15 protein-coding genes are annotated in these 18,197 nt (G+C 64.7%); 3 read left to right on the top strand and 12 right to left on the bottom strand.

The features are described from left to right. Nucleotides 1-41 precede the first annotated feature (41 nt). Nucleotides 42-542, top strand: coding sequence for a septal ring lytic transglycosylase RlpA family protein (locus LPJ38_RS05345; protein WP_145630220.1), 501 nt, complete (start codon nt 42-44; stop codon nt 540-542). A 262-nt stretch (nt 543-804) separates the two neighbouring features. Here the strand turns inward: LPJ38_RS05345 and LPJ38_RS05340 are convergent, their stop codons facing one another. Beyond that, complete coding sequence (locus LPJ38_RS05340; protein ID WP_145630221.1) at nt 805-3,015, bottom strand: primosomal protein N'; 2,211 nt, start codon at nt 3,013-3,015, stop codon at nt 805-807. A 123-nt stretch (nt 3,016-3,138) separates the two neighbouring features. On the opposite strand from LPJ38_RS05340, the gene LPJ38_RS05335 reads away from it, so the two are divergent. Next, nucleotides 3,139-4,104: a tyrosine recombinase XerC gene (locus LPJ38_RS05335; RefSeq protein ID WP_145630222.1), complete on the top strand. Its 966-nt coding sequence runs from the start codon at nt 3,139-3,141 to the stop codon at nt 4,102-4,104. A 4-nt stretch (nt 4,105-4,108) separates the two neighbouring features. On the opposite strand, the gene LPJ38_RS05330 is transcribed toward LPJ38_RS05335, so the two are convergent. Then, on the bottom strand, nt 4,109-4,681 hold the full coding sequence (locus tag LPJ38_RS05330) for a hypothetical protein (protein WP_145630223.1): 573 nt from the start codon (nt 4,679-4,681) through the stop codon (nt 4,109-4,111). A 116-nt stretch (nt 4,682-4,797) separates the two neighbouring features. On the opposite strand from LPJ38_RS05330, the gene LPJ38_RS05325 reads away from it, so the two are divergent. Next, complete coding sequence (locus tag LPJ38_RS05325; RefSeq protein ID WP_145630224.1) at nt 4,798-5,388, top strand: DUF4337 domain-containing protein; 591 nt, start codon at nt 4,798-4,800, stop codon at nt 5,386-5,388. 182 nt (nt 5,389-5,570) lie between these two features. Here LPJ38_RS05325 and LPJ38_RS05320 read toward each other — a convergent pair whose 3' ends face one another. The 10 genes from LPJ38_RS05320 to zapE all read right to left on the bottom strand — a co-directional run bounded on the left by LPJ38_RS05320 (nt 5,571) and on the right by zapE (nt 18,109). Further along, the gene (locus tag LPJ38_RS05320) at nt 5,571-6,101 is read right to left on the bottom strand and encodes a hypothetical protein (RefSeq protein ID WP_145630225.1); all 531 of its coding nucleotides are present in this window, start codon (nt 6,099-6,101) and stop codon (nt 5,571-5,573) included. 34 nt (nt 6,102-6,135) lie between these two features. Beyond that, nucleotides 6,136-7,536 (bottom strand): dihydrolipoyl dehydrogenase, encoded by a 1,401-nt coding sequence (gene lpdA, locus LPJ38_RS05315; protein WP_145630226.1) that lies wholly within the window; start codon nt 7,534-7,536, stop codon nt 6,136-6,138. A gap of 56 nt (nt 7,537-7,592) precedes the next feature. Beyond that, the gene (locus LPJ38_RS05310) at nt 7,593-8,354 is read right to left on the bottom strand and encodes an SDR family oxidoreductase (protein WP_145630227.1); all 762 of its coding nucleotides are present in this window, start codon (nt 8,352-8,354) and stop codon (nt 7,593-7,595) included. A 52-nt stretch (nt 8,355-8,406) separates the two neighbouring features. Beyond that, nucleotides 8,407-9,648 (bottom strand): 2-oxoglutarate dehydrogenase complex dihydrolipoyllysine-residue succinyltransferase, encoded by a 1,242-nt coding sequence (odhB, locus tag LPJ38_RS05305; protein ID WP_145630228.1) that lies wholly within the window; start codon nt 9,646-9,648, stop codon nt 8,407-8,409. Nucleotides 9,649-9,822: 174 nt separating this feature from the next. Further along, nucleotides 9,823-12,780, bottom strand: coding sequence for a 2-oxoglutarate dehydrogenase E1 component (locus tag LPJ38_RS05300; RefSeq protein ID WP_145630229.1), 2,958 nt, complete (start codon nt 12,778-12,780; stop codon nt 9,823-9,825). A gap of 137 nt (nt 12,781-12,917) precedes the next feature. Beyond that, nucleotides 12,918-13,802, bottom strand: coding sequence for a succinate--CoA ligase subunit alpha (gene sucD, locus LPJ38_RS05295; protein ID WP_145630230.1), 885 nt, complete (start codon nt 13,800-13,802; stop codon nt 12,918-12,920). Nucleotides 13,803-13,835: 33 nt separating this feature from the next. Next, on the bottom strand, nt 13,836-14,315 hold the full coding sequence (locus LPJ38_RS05290) for a DUF1579 family protein (RefSeq protein WP_145630231.1): 480 nt from the start codon (nt 14,313-14,315) through the stop codon (nt 13,836-13,838). Nucleotides 14,316-14,319: 4 nt separating this feature from the next. After that, the gene (gene sucC / locus LPJ38_RS05285; RefSeq protein ID WP_145630232.1) at nt 14,320-15,516 is read right to left on the bottom strand and encodes an ADP-forming succinate--CoA ligase subunit beta; all 1,197 of its coding nucleotides are present in this window, start codon (nt 15,514-15,516) and stop codon (nt 14,320-14,322) included. Nucleotides 15,517-15,724: 208 nt separating this feature from the next. After that, the gene (gene mdh / locus LPJ38_RS05280) at nt 15,725-16,693 is read right to left on the bottom strand and encodes a malate dehydrogenase (protein ID WP_025032846.1); all 969 of its coding nucleotides are present in this window, start codon (nt 16,691-16,693) and stop codon (nt 15,725-15,727) included. A gap of 231 nt (nt 16,694-16,924) precedes the next feature. Further along, nucleotides 16,925-18,109 carry a cell division protein ZapE gene (gene zapE / locus LPJ38_RS05275; RefSeq protein WP_145630233.1) on the bottom strand — a complete coding sequence of 395 codons (1,185 nt, stop codon included), beginning with the start codon at nt 18,107-18,109 and terminating at the stop codon, nt 16,925-16,927. Nucleotides 18,110-18,197 lie beyond the last annotated feature (88 nt).

Below are 18,197 nucleotides of genomic sequence, written 5' to 3'. Positions count from 1 at the left end.
ACTTGCCACACATGTGGCAATACTAGCTTAGGGACTGATAAATGCTGTCTTTGAAGACGCTGGGCTCTGTGACCCGGCCGCGCACGGCGATTGCTTTCGTCGCCGCAACTCTCCTTATCGGTGGAACTGCCACCGAGGCTTCCGCCAAATCCAGGCATCACCGTCACCACCATCATCACCGCCACCACGCCCAGGCCGACACCAACGCGACCGCCGATTGGCGTAACGCCAATGCGTCGATGACGCCGACCGCAGGCACCGGCCGCAGCTTCTCAGGGGTCGCCTCCTTCTATGGCAACGAATCCGGCAGCAAGACTGCCTCGGGCCAGCGCTTCAACCAGAACGCCATGACCGCCGCGCACCGCTCGTTGCCGTTCGGCACCAAGCTGCGCGTCACCCATGGCGGCCAAAGCGTCGTCGTCACCATCAATGACCGCGGCCCGTTCATTCGCGGCCGTGTGCTCGACCTCTCCACGGGTGCCGCCCGCGCCATCGGCCTCACCAGCCGCGGCGTCGGCCGCGTCACCGCGGAAGTCATCTAAGGCGCTCTTCCAGCGCCTTCCTTCGCGCAGTTTTCATCAGTTTGATGCGCGCATGAAGCAAGCCCGCGGTCTTGGGGGACCGCGGGCTTTTTTGTTGCAGCGCCTGTCCCGGCTCTGCAGTGGCACGAGAGGGAGGATAGGCACCGCTCTCCCGGCGTCATTGCGAGGAGCGTAGCGACGACGCAATCCAGACTGCTTCATCGGAGGGATTCTTGATTGCTTCGCTTCGCTCGCAATGACGTGGAGAGAGCAGTCGGACCCTCTACAAGAAGCTCTGCGGATCGACGTCGACTTCCAGCTTCAGATTGCCCGTGGTCTTCGGGCACGCCGCGAGCCAGTTGCGTAAGTATTCCGACAGATCGAAGCCGCGCGCCGATTTGACCAGGATGCGGAAGCGGTAGCGGCCCTTGATCACCGCGAGCGGCGCCTCTGCCGGGCCGAGCACCACCACGCGCTCGTCGCGCGGCGCGAGCGCAACAAGCTTGCGGCCGAAACCTTCCGCGGTCGGGCGATCGCCGGCGGAGATGATCAGGCTCCCGAGCCGGCCGAACGGCGGATAGAGCGTCTTCTCGCGCAGATCGATCTCGCTGTCGTAGAAAGCCTCCCGGTCGCAGGCGATCAGCGCCTTCATCACGGGATGGTCGGGCTGGTGGGTCTGGAGGTAGCCGACGCCGCGGCCCTGCTCGCGGCCGGCGCGGCCGATCACCTGGTTGAGCAATTGCCAGGTGCGTTCAGCCGCGCGCGGATCGCCGTTGCTGAGGCCGAGATCCGCATCGACCACGCCGACCAGATTGAGCCGCGGAAAATTGTGGCCCTTGGCGACGAGCTGCGTGCCGATGATGATGTCGACCCGGCCCTCCGCGATCTCGGCAAGCTCGCTTCGCATCGTCTCGATCGAGGTGATGAGATCGCTCGACAGCACCATGGTGCGCGCATCCGGGAATAGCGCCGCCGCCTCCTCCTGCAGGCGTTCGACGCCGGGCCCGACCGCGACCAGCGATTCCTCCGCCGAGCAGTGCGGGCAGAGATGCGGGCGCGGCATCGAGAAGCCGCAATGATGACAGACGAGGCGCTGGCGAAAGCGATGATCGACCAGCCAGGCATCGCAGATGGTGCAGGCAAAGCGATGGCCGCAGGCGCGGCACAGCGTCAGCGGCGCATAGCCGCGGCGATTGAGGAACAACAGCGCCTGCTCGCGCCGCTCGATCGCAGTCTTGATCTCGCCCGCAAGCCGCGGCGAGATGAAGCGGCCGCGCGCGGGCGGCTCGCGGCGCAGATCGATGGCCTCGATATGCGGCATGTGCTGGCCGCCGAACCGCGAGGGCAGCGCAATGCGCTGATAGCGGTTCTTGCGCGCATTGACCTCGGACTCGACCGAGGGCGTGGCCGAGGCCAGCACGATCGGAATCTTGGCGATATGCGCGCGCACCACCGCCATGTCGCGGGCGTGATAATGCACGCCCTCGTCCTGCTTGTAGGCCTGATCGTGTTCCTCGTCGACCACGATGAGGCCGAGATTGGCGTAAGGCAGAAACAACGCCGAGCGCGCGCCGACCACGACCGGCGCGCTGCCTGCGGAGATGGCCGCCCAATTGCGCGCGCGGGTGCGCGGCGTCAGCTCCGAATGCCACTCGATCGGCCGCACGCCGAAACGTTGCGCGAAGCGGTCGAGAAACTGGCCGGTGAGCGCAATCTCCGGCATCAGGATCAGCGATTGCTTGCCGCGACGGATGGTTTCCGCAACGGCCTCGAAATAGACCTCGGTCTTGCCCGAGCCGGTGACGCCGTCAAGCAGCGCGACGTGGAAGGTGCCGTTGGCCGCGAGCGCGCGCATCGCATCGACGCCGGCACGTTGCAGCGGCGAAAAATCCGGGCGGCCGAACTCCGGATCGGGGGCGGGCGGCGGCGCCGGCGGCGGCATCGGCTCGACCGTGAGGGTGCCCTCGTCGACGAGACCGTCGATCACGCCGGCGGAGACGCCGGCCTCCTTGGCGGCCTCGGACTTGCCGTGCAGCAGCCGGTCCGACAGCACGGCGATCACGCGCTGACGCGCCGGCGTCAGGCGCTTGGGGGGATCCCCGACCAGGCGCACGCCGGGGCGCACCCGCTCGGGGCCGAGATTCTCGCCCATGCGCAGGCACATGCGCAGCACCATGCCGCGCGGGCTCAGCGTGTAATTGGCGACCCAGTCGACCACCGAACGCAGCTCGGGCTTGAGGGGCGGGACATCGAGCTTCTCGCTGACCTCCTTGAGGCGATTGTGCAGGCGCGGATCGGGGTTGGCATTTTCGCCCCAGACCACGGCCAGCACCTCGCGGGGGCCGAGCGGCACACCGACGAGATCGCCGGCCTTCAGCTCCATGCCGCGCGGCACCTTGTAGGAATAGGTCTGGTCGAGCGCGACCGGCACCAGCACGTCGACCATGCGGGTCGCGTTGGCGGAAGGGGTCGTGCTGCGCGACGAATGATCCATCAACAGTCTTTTGAAGGGAGAATCGGAACCTGCCATGTCAAGGCTAGCGCCCCGGGGCAGCCTTAGCGAACAGTAAACGGGTGTGATGCGATATACTGAGCGGAATCAATCCGTCCAGAGCGCATGAGCAAAGCCGCCGCACCTCACATCGAGCTCGCCAGCGCCGATCCCTCGATCGCGCAGGAGATGGCGCGCTGGCTGTCGCATCTCGGCGCCGAGCGGCGGTTGTCGCCGAAGACGCTGGAGGCCTATGGCCGCGACCTGCGGCAATGCCTGGATTTCCTTTGCAGCCATTGGGGCGAGCGCGTGACACTGGCACGGTTCGCGGCGCTGGAGGCGACCGACGTGCGCGCCTTCATGGCGATGCGCAGGGCCGACGACATTGCCGGCCGCAGCCTGATGCGCGCGCTGGCGGGCCTGCGCTCCTTCGGCCGCTTTCTGGAGCGCGAAGGCAAGGGGAAGGTCGGCGCGCTCTCCGCGATCCGCGCGCCCAAGGTTGCCAAGTCGTTGCCGAAACCGTTGCCGATGGCCTCAGCCAAACGCCTTGCCGATGCCGACGAGCGCGCCGGCGAGGAACGCGAGACCTGGATCCTGGCCCGCGATGCCGCGGTGATGGCGCTCTTGTATGGCTCGGGCCTGCGTATCTCCGAAGCGCTCGGCTTGAAGCGCCGCGAGGTGCCGCGGCCCGGCGAAGGCGACGTGCTGATCGTGACAGGCAAGGGCAACAAGACGCGCATGGTGCCGGTGCTGCAGAACGTGCTGGAGCTGGTGCAGGAGTACGTTGCGATGTGCCCGTATCCGCTGCCGGCCGAAGGACCGATCTTCGTCGGCGTGCGCGGGGGACCCCTGAGCCCGCGCATCATCCAGCTCGCGATGGAGCGGCTGCGCGGCGCGCTCGGCCTCCCCGACAGCGCGACGCCGCACGCGCTTCGGCATTCCTTCGCCACGCATCTGCTCTCGCGCGGCGGCGACTTGCGCGCGATCCAGGAATTGCTCGGCCATTCCTCGCTGTCGACCACGCAGATCTATACCGGCATCGATTCTGAGCGGTTGCTGGAGGTTTATGCCAGCGCGCATCCGCGGCGATAGCAGCTCAGTCGGAGAGATACTCGATATCGTAGACATAGTTCGAGCCGCGTCCGACCTCGACGCGGACCCTCGACCTGCCTTTCTGCAGGCGCTCATAGAGCGGCTCTGTAGTCTTGACCGTTTCGTTTGCGATGCGGACGAGATAATCCGCCTTGCGGCTGCCACTTGACCTCCAGGCACGCTCGACAAGGCCTTCGATCACGATTCGGGGCGTCAAGTGATCGAGAAACAGCATCCGTCCCGCGTACCATGCAACGCCGCACCCGAGCACCGCGATCAGAATTGTCGAGCCGAGCGCTTTCGCCTTGTCCCGCCAAGAGCCGTAAAGCGGAAGTTGCCACAGCGGCGCCCCCGCCGTCATCAGGCCCATGACGACCATAAATATATGAAGGTCATTGACTGCGATGATCGAACTCTTGTCATAAAGCGGCAACAGAACGATATAGGTCAGGCCGAGCGCGAAGACGATCTTGCCGACGTACGGAAAGGCCGCGGTGTTGCGGGCCTTCAGCAGTGCAAACGCACAGACCAGGACGGAAGGCCAGACGCAGGCTGCAATGAATTCCGCTGTTGTCATGTAACAGAATTAGAGCAGCCCGAGCGGGAAACCCTTAATTGCATTTGCCAGGGTGCTTGGCACTTGCGCCTGCCGCGCGGTTCGGTCAATCGTTGGTAAACAGTCAGGAGAGATTTATGGGCGCACATGAAAGCATGGAGCATGCCGAGCACGCCGAACACGCGTCCGGCTCGAACAAGAAGATCGCGCTCCTGATTGCCGTTCTGGCGCTGTTCCTTGCGATCTCGGAGACGCTCGGCAAGGGGGCGCAGACCGAATCGATCAGCAAGAACGTCGAGGCCGCCAATCTCTGGGCGTTCTTCCAGGCCAAGAGCATTCGCCGCACCGTGGTGCTGACCGCGGCCGAGCAGGGCAAGCTGACGCTGGGCGGCACGAGCGACGACGCCATGAAGGCGGCGGTGCAGAAGCAGGTCGACGACTGGACCAAGACCGCGCAGCGCTACCGCTCCGAGCCGGAGACCGGCGAAGGCACCGAGCAGCTCGCGGACAAGGCCAAGCACGCCGAGCACGCGCGCGACGAAGCAACCGCGAAATACCATCATTTCGAGCTGGCCTCGGCCGCATTCCAGATCGGCATCGTGCTGGCATCGGCCACCATCATCACTGGCATGCTCGCATTGGCCTATGTCAGCGGCGTGCTGACGATCGCCGGCCTGATCATGACCGCGCTCGGCCTGTGGTGGCCGCATCTGCTGCATTTGCATTGAGGGTGATGCGGCCCGGAGCATCGACATCAAATCCGTCATCCTGAGGTGCGAGGGCCGCTGAAGAAGCGGCGACCTCACGGTGACGGTGATGGATTCGTAGCCCGCATGAGCGAAGCGATATGCGGGGAACCGCGCGCAGAGACCCGGATGTCGCTACGCTCATCCGGGCTACGAGACCGAGCTCACCGCGCCTCGTGCACGCTCTTCCTGAAGCGCTGGATCAGACGCAGCGTACGTGACGACCAGCCCTCGCCGTTGCCGGCGATCAGCTCGCGGATGCGGCGCTTGATGGGATCGACCAACGCGGCGGCCTTGGCGCGCACCTTCAGCACCAGATCATAGAGCCGCTCGAACCAATGCATCTCCAGCAGCTTGGCCCGCGTCACGTCGAACACGAAGGCGGTGACGCCGACGCCGATCAGTTTCGCGAACACGATGGTGAAGACGGCGCTGGTCCAGTATTCGTGCGCGAGCAGCCAGAGGCCGACCAGCTTGAGCGGAAACAGCGGGATGACCGGCGCCGCGAACACGAGCAGCGTCATGGCCGGCGACAGCGAATCGACGCGCTCCGTCAGCCATTGCTTGAAGCGCGCCAGCGGGATGGCTGCGACGACCTTGGCAACGATCGGCTCGAGATGGTCCCACAGCCAGGCTTCGATCAGGAAGACGATCGCCAGCAGGACCCAGAGCGGTTGAAGAAGGCGGCGCAGCATTTGTTTCCCGCCGGTTCCGGTGCTGGGTGCGTGGTTACATATGGATGGCCCGCTTGCCCACCGCAAGCGCGGCTTCCTTGACAGCCTCCGAGCGGGTCGGATGGGCGTGGCAGGTGCGCGCGAGATCTTCCGCACTGCCGCCAAATTCCATGAGAACGCAGGCTTCATGGATCATTTCGCCGGCTTCGCGGCCGATGATGTGCACGCCCAGCACGCGATCGGTTTTCGCATCCGCGAGAATCTTCACGAAGCCGTCGGTGGTCTGGTTGACCTTGGAACGGCCATTGGCGGTGAACGGAAACTTTCCGACCGTATAGGCAACGCCTGCCTGCTTGAGTTCCTCCTCGGTCTTGCCGACGGAGGAGACCTCAGGCGTGGTATACACGACGCCCGGAATGACATCGTAATTCACGTGGCCGGCTTGGCCTGCGATGATCTCAGCGACCGCAACGCCTTCATCCTCGGCCTTGTGCGCAAGCATCGGGCCCGCGACGACGTCGCCGATGGCATAGACGCCCTTCAGGCTGGTGGCGAAATGCGGATCGATCTGCACGCGACCACGCGCATCGAGCGCAACGCCAGCTTCCTTCAGACCAAGCCCGTCGGTGTAGGGCACGCGGCCGATGCAGACGAGAACGACGTCGGCTTCCAGCGTCTCGGCAGTACCGCCGGCGGCGGGCTCGACCATCGCCTTCAGCGCCTTGCCGGAAGTATCGACGCCCGTAACCTTGGCCCCGAGCTTGAACGCAAAGCCCTGCTTTTCGAGGATGCGCTGGAATTGCTTGGCGATCTCGCCGTCCATGCCGGGCAGGATGCGGTCGAGGAATTCGACCACGACGACTTCGGCGCCGAGGCGCTTCCACACCGAGCCGAGCTCGAGACCGATCACGCCGGCGCCGACGATCAGCAGCTTGCCGGGCACCTTGTCCAGCGACAGCGCGCCGGTCGACGAGACGATGCGCTTCTCGTCGATCTCGATGCCCTTGAGGCGCGCGATATCCGAGCCGGTGGCGATGACGATGTTCTTGGTCTCGATCGTCTGAGACTTGCCGTCGGCGGACACTTCGACCTTGCCGGTGCCCAAGATCTTGCCGGTGCCCTTGAGCACGTCGATCTTGTTCTTCTTCATCAGGAACTCGACGCCCTTGACGTTGCCGTCGATACCCTGCTGCTTGAAGTTCATCATCGCCGGCAATTCGAGCTTCGGCGCCGAGACGCTGACGCCCATCTTGGCGAAGGAGTGCCCGGCTTCCTCGAACATTTCGGAGGCGTGCAGCAGCGCCTTCGAGGGCATGCAGCCGACATTGAGGCAGGTGCCGCCGAGGGTTGCGTTCTTTTCGACCACGGCGACTTTCATGCCGAGCTGGGCTGCGCGCACCGCGCAGACGTAACCGCCCGGTCCGGTGCCGATGACGACGAGATCGTAGGTAGCCATGAGAGAAAGTCCCGTGAGTTTAACGTGATGAGGATGTGTCGGCGACCGCCGGCGCGTCAGCGTCCGCCGGACACATCGAGAGTGGCTGCGGTGATGTAGGACGCCTCGTCCGACATCAGCCAGAGGATGGCATTGGCGATTTCATCGGCGGTGCCGACGCGCTTCATCGGCACCATATGGGCGAGACGGTGATGCCGGTCGGGCTCGCCGCCCGAGGCGTGAATTTCCGTATCGATCAAGCCCGGGCGAATGCCCGCGACGCGAATGCCTTCGTTTGCAACCTCATAGCCGAGGCCGGTGGTGAAGGAATCGATGGCGCCCTTGGAGGCGGCATAATCGACGTAGGTGTTGGGGGCACCTAACTTGGCCGCAACCGACGACAGATTGACGATGACGCCGCCCTTGCCGCCGTGCTTGGTCGACATGCGTTTGACGGCCTCGCGCGCGCAGAGGATGGAGCCGGTGACGTTGACCGCCAGCACGCGCTGGATGCGCTCGGCCGACATCTCGTCCACGCGCACGCCGCTGGTGCCGACGATGCCGCCATTGTTGACGAGCGCGCCGAGGGTGCCGAACTTGTCGGCCTCCTTGAACAGGTCGATGATGTCGCGCTCTTCGGCGACATCGCATTTCACCGCGACGGCCTTGCCGTTGCTCGCCTCGATCTGCGCGACGACCTCGTGGGCCGCCTTCTTGTTGCTGGCATAGCCGACCACGACACGATAGCCGCGCGCGGCCGCTGCAAGCGCCGTCGCCCGCCCGATGCCGCGGCTGCCGCCGGTGATGACAACGACCTTATCCGTCACGCGCGCCTCCATGGTTCGACACGCGCCGCCGCGCATGGCGACGGCGCTCGCAATGCAGCAGGGATCAGAGATCGAGCACGAGGCGCGCCGGATCTTCCAGGCTCTCCTTGACGCGAACCAGGAAGGTGACGGCTTCCTTGCCGTCGATGACGCGGTGATCATAGGACAGCGCCAGATACATCATCGGGCGGACCTCGATCTTGCCGCCGACGACCATCGGCCGCTCCTGGATCTTGTGCATGCCGAGGATGCCGGACTGCGGCGCGTTCAGGATTGGGGTCGACATCAGCGAGCCGTAGATGCCGCCATTGGTGATGGTGAAGGTGCCGCCCTGCATCTCGTCGATCTTGAGCTGGCCGTCACGGGCGCGGCGGCCGAAATCGGCGATGCCCTTCTCGATGTCGGAGATCGACTTGTGGTCGCAGTCGCGGACGACAGGCACAACCAGGCCCTTGTCCGTGCCGACGGCGACGCCGATGTGGTAATAGTTCTTGTAGATCAGATCGCTGCCGTCGATCTCGGCGTTGACCGCCGGAATGTCCTTCAGCGCCTGCACGACGGCCTTGGTGAAGAAGCCCATGAAGCCGAGCTTGGCGCCATGCTTTTTCTCGAATGCGTCCTTGTAGTGCGCCCGCAGCGCCATGACGTTGGTCATGTCGACCTCGTTGAAGGTCGTAAGCATGGCCGCGGTGTTCTGCACGTCCTTGAGACGGCGGGCGATGGTCTGGCGCAGGCGGGTCATCTTGACGCGCTCTTCGCGGGCGGCGTCATCGGCCGGCGACGGCGCACGCACCTGCACGGCAGCGGCGGGCTGGTTGACCGGCGTCGGCGCCGAGGCCGCGCGCTCGATCGCAGCCAACATGTCGCCCTTGGTGACGCGGCCGTCCTTGCCCGAGCCCGGAACGGTGGAAGCATCGACGCCGCTCTCGGCGGAGAGCTTTCGCACTGACGGAGCAAGGGGCGCGTCAGCGGGCGGCGCCTTCGCAGCGGCCGGGGCCGGCGCGGGAGCCGCAGCTTGTGCCGGAGCAGCGGCGGGCTTGGCGGGCGCCGCGGCGGGCTTGGCCGCGCCGGCACCGTCGGTGATCTGGCCGAGCAGCGCACCGACCGCAACGGTGGCGCCATCGGCGGCAATGATCTCGCTCAGCGTGCCCGCGGAGGGCGCGGGGACCTCGATCGTGACCTTGTCGGTCTCGAGCTCCACCAAGGGCTCGTCGACGGCGACGGGATCGCCGGCCTTCTTGAACCAGCGGCCGATGGTGGCCTCGGTGACGGATTCGCCGAGCGTCGGCACACGAATTTCAGTCATGGTCTTTGTCCTTAGGGATCGCCGGTGCGGTCATGAATTCATACGTCATTGCCCGCCTGGTGCGCACTTGCGCACGGGGGCGGGCAATCCAGTACTCCGTGACCTTCGTGATAAAAACGAAGCCGCGGAGTACTGGATGCCCCGCCTTCGCGGGGCATGACAGCGTCAAAAAGTTCAGCTCAGTGCTTCGTCCAGGAACGCCTTCAACTGCGCCTGATGCTTGGACATCAGACCCGTGGCGGTCGCGGCGGAAGCTGCGCGGCCGACATAGCGCGGACGCCGGCTCGCGCCGTTCACCTGGTTCAGCACCCATTCCAGATAGGGCTCGATGAAGTGCCAGGCGCCCATGTTGCGGGGCTCTTCCTGGCACCACACCACTTCGGCCTTCTTGAAGCGCGACAGCTCGGCCACCAGCGCCTTCAGCGGCACCGGATAGAGCTGCTCGACGCGCATCAGATAGATGTCGTCGATGCCGCGCTTCTCGCGCTCCTCGTAGAGGTCGTAATAGACCTTGCCGGAGCACAGCACGATGCGGCGCACCTTCTCGTCGGGGACGAGCTTGATCGCCTCGTTCGGCAGCATCTGGGCGTCATCATAGAGGATGCGGTGGAAGGTCGTGCCCTTGGCGAGTTCGTCGAGGCGCGACACCGCCCGCTTGTGACGCAGCAGCGACTTCGGCGTCATCACGATCAGCGGCTTGCGGATCTCGCGATGCAGCTGCCGGCGCAGCACGTGGAAGTAGTTCGCCGGCGTGGTCGGATAGACCACCTGCATGTTGTCTTCCGCGCACATCTGCAGGTAACGCTCTAGGCGCGCCGAGGAGTGCTCCGGTCCCTGGCCCTCATAGCCGTGCGGCAGGAGGCAGACGAGACCGGACATGCGCAGCCATTTGCGCTCGCCCGAGGAGATGAACTGGTCGAACACGACCTGCGCGCCGTTGGCGAAGTCGCCGAACTGGGCTTCCCACAGCGTCAGCGTGTTCGGCTCGGCGAGCGAATAGCCGTATTCGAAGCCGAGCACGGCCTCTTCCGACAGCAGCGAGTTGATGACCTCGTAATGGCCCTGCTCGTGACCGAGATGGTTGAACGGCGTGTAGCGGCTCTCGTCCTCCTGGTCGATCAGGACCGAATGGCGCTGCGAGAAGGTGCCGCGCTCCGAATCCTGTCCGGACAGGCGGACATGGTGGTTTTCGTTGAGTAGCGTGCAGAACGCCAGCGCCTCGCCGGTCGCCCAGTCGATGCCGTTGCCGCTCTCGATCGCCTTCGAGCGGTTCTCCAGGAAGCGCTGGATGGTACGGTGGACGCGGAAGCCATCCGGCACCTTGGTGATCTTGCGGCCGATGTCCTTGAGGATGGGCAGGTCGACGCCGGTGACGCCGCGGCGCGCGTCCTCTTCCTGGTCAGCGATCTTGAAGCCGGACCATTTGCCGTCGAGCCAGTCGGCCTTGTTCGGCTTGTAGGAGGTGCCGGCCTCGAACTCGGCATCGAGCCGCGCGCGCCAGTCGGCCTTCAGCTTGTCGACCTCACCCTCGGTGACCACGCCTTCAGCGATCAGGCGCTTGGAGTAGAGAGTGAGGGTCGAGGGATGGGCCGCGATCCGCTTGTACATCACGGGCTGGGTGAACGCGGGCTCGTCGCCCTCATTGTGGCCGTAGCGGCGATAACACCACATGTCGATGACGACCGGCTTGTGGAACTTCTGCCGGAACTCGATCGCGACCTTGGCGGCGAACACGACGGCTTCCGGATCGTCGCCGTTCACGTGGAAGATCGGCGCGTCGATCATCTTCGCGACGTCCGACGGGTACGGCGACGAACGCGAATAACGCGGATAGGTGGTGAAGCCGATCTGGTTGTTGACGATGAAGTGCACGGAGCCGCCGGTGCGGTAGCCCTTCAGGTCCGACAGGCCGAAGCATTCCGCGACCACGCCCTGACCAGCGAACGCGGCGTCGCCATGCATCAGCAGCGGCATGACGGAGATCCGCATGTCCGGGGGATCACCGTGCTGGTCCTGCTTGGCGCGCACCTTGCCGAGCACCACGGGATCGACGATCTCAAGATGCGAGGGGTTCGCGGTCAGCGACAGATGGATGCGGTTGCCGTCGAACTCGCGGTCCGAAGAGGCGCCGAGGTGATATTTGACGTCGCCGGAGCCTTCGACCGCGTCGGGATTGGCCGAGCCGCCCTTGAACTCGTGGAACAGTGCGCGGTGCGCCTTGCCCATCACCTGCGTGAGAACGTTGAGGCGGCCGCGATGCGGCATGCCCAGCACGATTTCCTTCACGCCGAGATTGCCGCCGCGCTTGATGATCTGCTCGAGCGCGGGGATCAGCGCTTCACCGCCGTCGAGGCCGAAGCGCTTAGTGCCGGTGAACTTGGTGTCGCAGAATTTTTCGAAGCCTTCGGCCTCGACCAGCTTCATCAGGATGGCGCGACGGCCTTCGCGGGTGAACGAGATCTCCTTATCGGGTCCTTCGATGCGCTCCTGGATCCAGGCCTTCTGCGCGGCGTTGCTGATATGCATGAACTCGACGCCGAGCGTCTGGCAGTAGGTGCGCTCGCAGATCGCGGTGATCTCGCGCAGCGTGCCGTATTCGAGGCCGAGCACGTGATCGAGGAAGATCTTGCGCTCGAAATCGGCCTCAACGAAGCCGTAGGTGCGCGGATCGAGCTCTTCGCGGTTGCGCTGGGCTTCGATGCCGAGCGGATCGAGCTTGGCGTGGAAGTGGCCGCGCATGCGGTAGGAGCGGATCAGCATCAGGGCGCGGACGGAGTCGCGCGTCGCCTGCAGCAAATCGGCGGAGGAGAGCCCCGCCCCCTTGGCCTGCGCCTTGGCGGCGATCTTACCGCCGACCGCCTTCTCGACCTCGGCCCAATTGCCGTCGAGGGCGGAGGTGAGGTCATCCTGCGGGGTCAGCGGCCAGTTGTCGCGCTCCCAGGACGGGCCCTCGGCATTCTTCCGGACGTCACCGGGCTGGTCGTTCAGGCTCTTGAAGAACTCTTGCCACTCGGCGTCGACCGAGGACGGGTCCTTCTCGTAGCGGGCGTAGATTTCGTCGATGTAGGTGGCGTTGGTGCCCTGCAAAAAGGAGGAGAGGGCAAAGGCTGCGTTCGCGTCTTGGCGAGACATACTTGAGTTCCTGGCGATTTCGGTTCGCGCATAACAAACGGCGCTGGCGTCGGGCTCCCCGGCAGAGGCCCGACGCGATTGGCACCATTTACCCTATTTGCTCCGAAACTTCGCCCGGAAAAGCACGAAGAAGTGAATTAGCTCTTCAACTTTTCGGCAAGCGTATGGCCGAGGCGTGCCGGCGACGGAGACACCGTGATTCCAGCCGATTTCATCGCCTCGGTCTTGGAACCGGCATCACCCTTGCCGCCCGAGATGATCGCGCCGGCATGGCCCATGCGGCGGCCGGGAGGTGCGGTGACACCGGCGATGAAGCCGACCATCGGCTTCTTGCGGCCACGCTTGGCCTCGTCCTTGAGGAACTGGGCGGCATCCTCCTCGGCGGAACCGCCGATCTCGCCGATCATGATGATGGATTCGGTCTTGGGGTCGGCCAGCAGCATTTCGAGGACGTCGATGAACTCGGTTCCCTTGACCGGGTCGCCGCCGATGCCGACCGCGGTGGTCTGGCCAAGGCCCTCCTGGGAGGTCTGGAACACGGCTTCATAGGTGAGCGTGCCGGAGCGGGAGACGATGCCGACCGAGCCGGTCTTGAAGATGTTGGCGGGCATGATGCCGATCTTGCATTCGCCGGCGGTCATGACACCCGGGCAGTTCGGCCCGATCAGGCGCGACTTGGAGCCGAGCAGCGAGCGCTTGACGCGCACCATGTCGACGACGGGAATGCCCTCGGTGATGCAGACGATCAGCGGGACCTCGGCGTCGATGGCTTCGCAGATCGCGTCCGCCGCGCCCGGCGGCGGCACGTAGATCACCGACGCGTCGGCGCCGGTCTTTTCACGCGCCTCGCGCACGGTGTCGAACACCGGCAGGCCCAGATGGGTCGAGCCCCCTTTGCCTGGCGAGGTGCCGCCGACCATCTTGGTGCCGTAGGCAATCGCGGCCTCCGAGTGGAAGGTGCCGTTCTTGCCGGTGAAGCCCTGGCAGATGACCTTGGTGTTCTTGTCGATCAGGATGGACATGAGATCTGCTTTCGCGAACTAACGAGTGAGAGGTCAGTGGATGCGGCGGTAGACGCCGGTGAGCACGTCGGCCCAGCCTTCCGCGTCCGGCGAGAACTGGATCTTCAACGAGTAGGAATTGTCGTCGATGATCTCGTAGACGTGGCGCGCATTGCCGCGGAGCGAGCCGCGCACCAGCGTCAGGGTCTTGCCGACCCAGCCGCCGGAGGCGGGCGAGGGCGGCGTGTAGCCGAGCGAATCGTACCAGAACAATTTGTAGGTCCGGTCGTCGCGGTCGAAGCTGAAGATGCCGTGGGTGGCGAAGACCTGCTTGCCGTCGCGCATCTGGACGCTGTCCTGGATCAGGTAGAACCCGTTCAGGTCCATGCGCGCGACGGTGCGCGAAGTCGCCGGCCCGCCCGCCGTCCAGCGCGACGGGAAGACCACCTCTTCGCCATCCCATTCGCCGGCGAACGCGGAAAGACGCGCGTGCTCGGGGAGCGGAGATGATGCGGCGAGATGGTCCTGGGCCATGGCCTTAGCCTCCCTTGACGGCCTTCACGATCTTCTGCGCGGCGTCGTCGAGATTGTCGGCAGGCACCACGTTCAGTCCGGATTCGCGGATGATCTTCTTGCCAAGCTCGACATTGGTGCCTTCGAGGCGGACCACCAGGGGCACGCTGAGGCCGACTTCACGAACCGCAGCCGTGACGCCTTCGGCGATCACGTCGCACTTCATGATGCCGCCGAAGATGTTGACCAGGATGCCCTTCACGTTGGGATCAGCAGTGATGATCTTGAACGCGGCCGCGACCTTTTCCTTGCTGGCGCTGCCGCCGACGTCGAGGAAGTTCGCCGGCGCCATGCCGTAGAGCTTGATGATGTCCATCGTCGCCATGGCAAGACCGGCGCCGTTGACCATGCAGCCGATGTTGCCGTCGAGCGTGACGTAGTTGAGGTCGTACTTGGACGCCTCGATTTCCTTGGCGTCTTCCTCGGTCTCGTCGCGCAGCGCGAGCACCTCGGGATGGCGGAAAAGCGCGTTGTCGTCGAACGACACTTTGGCGTCGAGCACGCGGAGCTGGCCCTGCTTGGTCACGACCAGGGGGTTGATCTCCAGCATCGACATGTCCTTGGCGATGAACGCCGCATAGAGCTGCGCGGTGAGCTTTTCCGCCTGCTTGGCGAGATCACCGGAGAGCTTCAGCGCGTTCGCAACGGTGCGGCCGTGATGGCCCATGATGCCGGTGGCGGGATCGACCGAGAAGGTGACGATCTTCTCGGGCGTGTTGTGTGCGACGTCCTCGATGTTGACGCCGCCTTCGGTCGAGACGACGAAGGAAACACGCGAAGTCTCGCGATCGACCAGGATCGAGAGGTAGAACTCCTTGTCGATGTCGGAGCCGTCTTCGATGTAGAGGCGGTTGACCTGCTTGCCGGCAGGGCCGGTCTGGATCGTCACCAGCGTCGCGCCGAGCATCTGCTTGGCGAACTCGGAGACCTCTGCGGCCGACTTGGCGATGCGGACGCCGCCTTTGTCGCCGGCCGAGGCTTCCTTGAACTTGCCCTTACCGCGACCGCCGGCGTGGATCTGGCTCTTCACCACATAGACCGGACCGGGCAGCTGCTTGGCCGCGGCTTCCGCGTCGGCGGGTTTGAGGACCGGCACACCCTTGGAGATCGGCACGCCGAACTCACCCAGCAGCGCTTTGGCCTGATATTCATGGATATTCATATGGTCGCTCCCTGAACCCGCGGGCGGTGACCTCAAGGGCCCACCTCAGTCTTGTGGCTGGCATACCATATACCACAGGAACTGCAACACGGTTTCTTTGATTTCGAGATCTCTGGACTGTCGAACCCGGGGCCCGCCCGGTCAATGGGCGCCGGAAGTGAAACCGCCGAAGACCGTTTTTCGGTCTCCGGCGGGGCGTTGCTGGCGGTTAGCGACCGAGAAGATCGGGTGCGATCTTCTTGCAGGCATCAACCAGACCCTGCACGGCACCGACCGACTTATCGAAGGCCTCGCGGTCCTTGCCGGCGAGCTCGATCTCGACGACGCGCTCGACGCCCTTAGCACCGATCACGACCGGCACGCCGACATACATGTCCTTCACGCTGTATTCGCCGTTGAGATAGGCGGCGCAAGGCAGCACGCGCTTCTTGTCCTTCAGATAGCTCTCGGCCATGGCGATCGCGGACGCCGCCGGCGCGTAGAACGCCGAGCCGGTCTTGAGCAGGTTCACGATCTCGGCGCCGCCGTTGCGGGTGCGGTCGACGATCTCATCGAGGCGGGCCTGCGAGGTCCAGCCCATCTTGACGAGGTCGGGCAGCGGAATGCCGGCGACGGTGGAGTACTTCACCAGCGGCACCATGGTGTCGCCGTGACCACCGAGCACGAAGGCGGTGACGTCCTCGACCGAGACGTTGAATTCGTCGGCCAGGAAATAGCGGAAGCGCGCCGAATCCAGCACGCCGGCCATGCCGACGACCTTCTTGTGCGGCAGGCCCGAGGCCTTCTGCAGCGCCCAGACCATCGCATCGAGCGGGTTGGTGATGCAGATGACGAAGGCGTCGGGCGCGTATTTCTTGATGCCGGCACCGACCTGCTCCATGACCTTGAGGTTGATGGAGAGAAGGTCGTCGCGGCTCATGCCCGGCTTGCGCGGCACGCCGGCGGTGACGATGCAGACCTTGGCGTTGTCGAGCGCCTCATAGGAGTTCGCGCCGGTATAGTGCGCGTCAAAACCGTCGACCGGCGAGGACTGCGCGATGTCGAGCGCCTTGCCCTGCGGCACGCCCTCGGCGATGTCGAACATCACGACGTCGCCCAGTTCTTTCAGGCCGATGAGGTGAGCCAGCGTTCCGCCGATCTGGCCGGAGCCAATCAAAGCAATCTTGTCGCGCGCCATGTGAACCTGTCCTTTAGACACGTAAGGAGGGAAAACTGAGAGGGTGGTTATCCCTTTCGCCCCCCCCGTTCAAGTCGGTGGATGCCCAATTGTCGGGCTTGGCGCGATAGCAGCCATATCTTGTCTGTCATTCCGGAATGCGCACAGGTCCGGAATCCATAACCACCATCGGGAGTATGGATTCCGGGCTCGCGCTGCGCGCGCCCCGGAATGACAGCGCTGGCATAGGACTTAAGTCTCGACCAGGCCCTTGGTAGAGCCGCTGGCGGTGGAATCCTTGCGGCCGTGAGCCAGCGCCAGATAGGATTTGGAGCTCATTTCGATCAGACGCGAGGCGGTCCGCTTGAACTCCATCGCCTCATTGCCGTCGTGGGCGAGGTAGAGCGAGATCGGGTTGGCATCGGCCGAGGCCATCAGCTTCACCGCATTGTCATAGAGCGTGTCGATCAGCGTGATGAAACGCTTGGCGGCGTTGCGTTGGGAGGAGTCCATCACTGGAATATGGTCGACCAGGATGGTGTGATAATCCTGCGCGAGCCTGAGGTAGTCGGATGCCCCGAGCGGCTTCTCGCAGAGATCGGCGAACGAAAAGCGCGCAACGCCATGGGCCGAGCACGGCACGTGCAGGATGCGGCCCTTGATCGAAATATCGCGCGACTTGCATTTCGCGCTGCCCGACATTTTCGACCAGGCGCGGTCGAGCGCCGCATCGGCGTCGCTGTCCGCCGGCGTCAGCCACATCGGCACGCCCTGAAGCTTCTCCAGCCGGAAGTCGGTGCGCGCATCGAGCCGCGCGACGTCCATGTGATCGGTGATCTGCTTGATGAAGGGCAGGAACAGCGAGCGGTTCAGGCCGCCCTTGTAGAGATCCTCCGGCGCGACGTTTGAGGTCGCGACCACGACGGTGCCGAGCTCGAACAATTTCGCGAACAGACGTCCCAGGATCATCGCGTCCGCGATGTCGGTGACGTGGAATTCGTCGAAGCACAGCAGCCAGCTCTCCTCGAAGATCGCAGTCGCGGTCAGCGCGATGACGTCGCCATCGGCGATCTCGCCGCGCGCGATGCTCTGGCGATAGTCGTAGATGCGCTCATGCGCCTCGGCCATGAACTCGTGGAAATGCGCGCGGAGCTTGTGCTCGACCGAGGAGTGCTGGAAGAACAGATCCATCAGCATGGTCTTGCCGCGCCCGACCTCGCCGTGGATGTAGAGCCCGCGCGGCGCCTCGTCCTTGTCGCTGCTGAACAGGCGGCTGAGCAGACCCTGCTTGCGCTGCGGCTTGTAGTCCGCGAGCCGCTGGTCGAGCGCCGCATAGGCCTCGGCGACCTCGGCCTGTGCAGCGTCGGGCTCGATCGCGCCGTCGGCAATCTGGGCCTGATAGGCCTCGCTGAATGGGGAACTGGGGGTCGAGAGCATGGCCCTTTACCGCCAGAGACCGGGGGAAATTGCAACTGCGTATTGGCGCAACGGCTCATGCGCCTGTTTCTTCGACTCACAGATCCGT

The organism is Bradyrhizobium daqingense (assembly GCF_021044685.1).
GTDB lineage: Bacteria > Pseudomonadota > Alphaproteobacteria > Rhizobiales > Xanthobacteraceae > Bradyrhizobium > Bradyrhizobium daqingense.
Note: the sequence above shows the minus strand (reverse complement) of the source record. Positions and strands in the feature narration are given on the sequence as shown.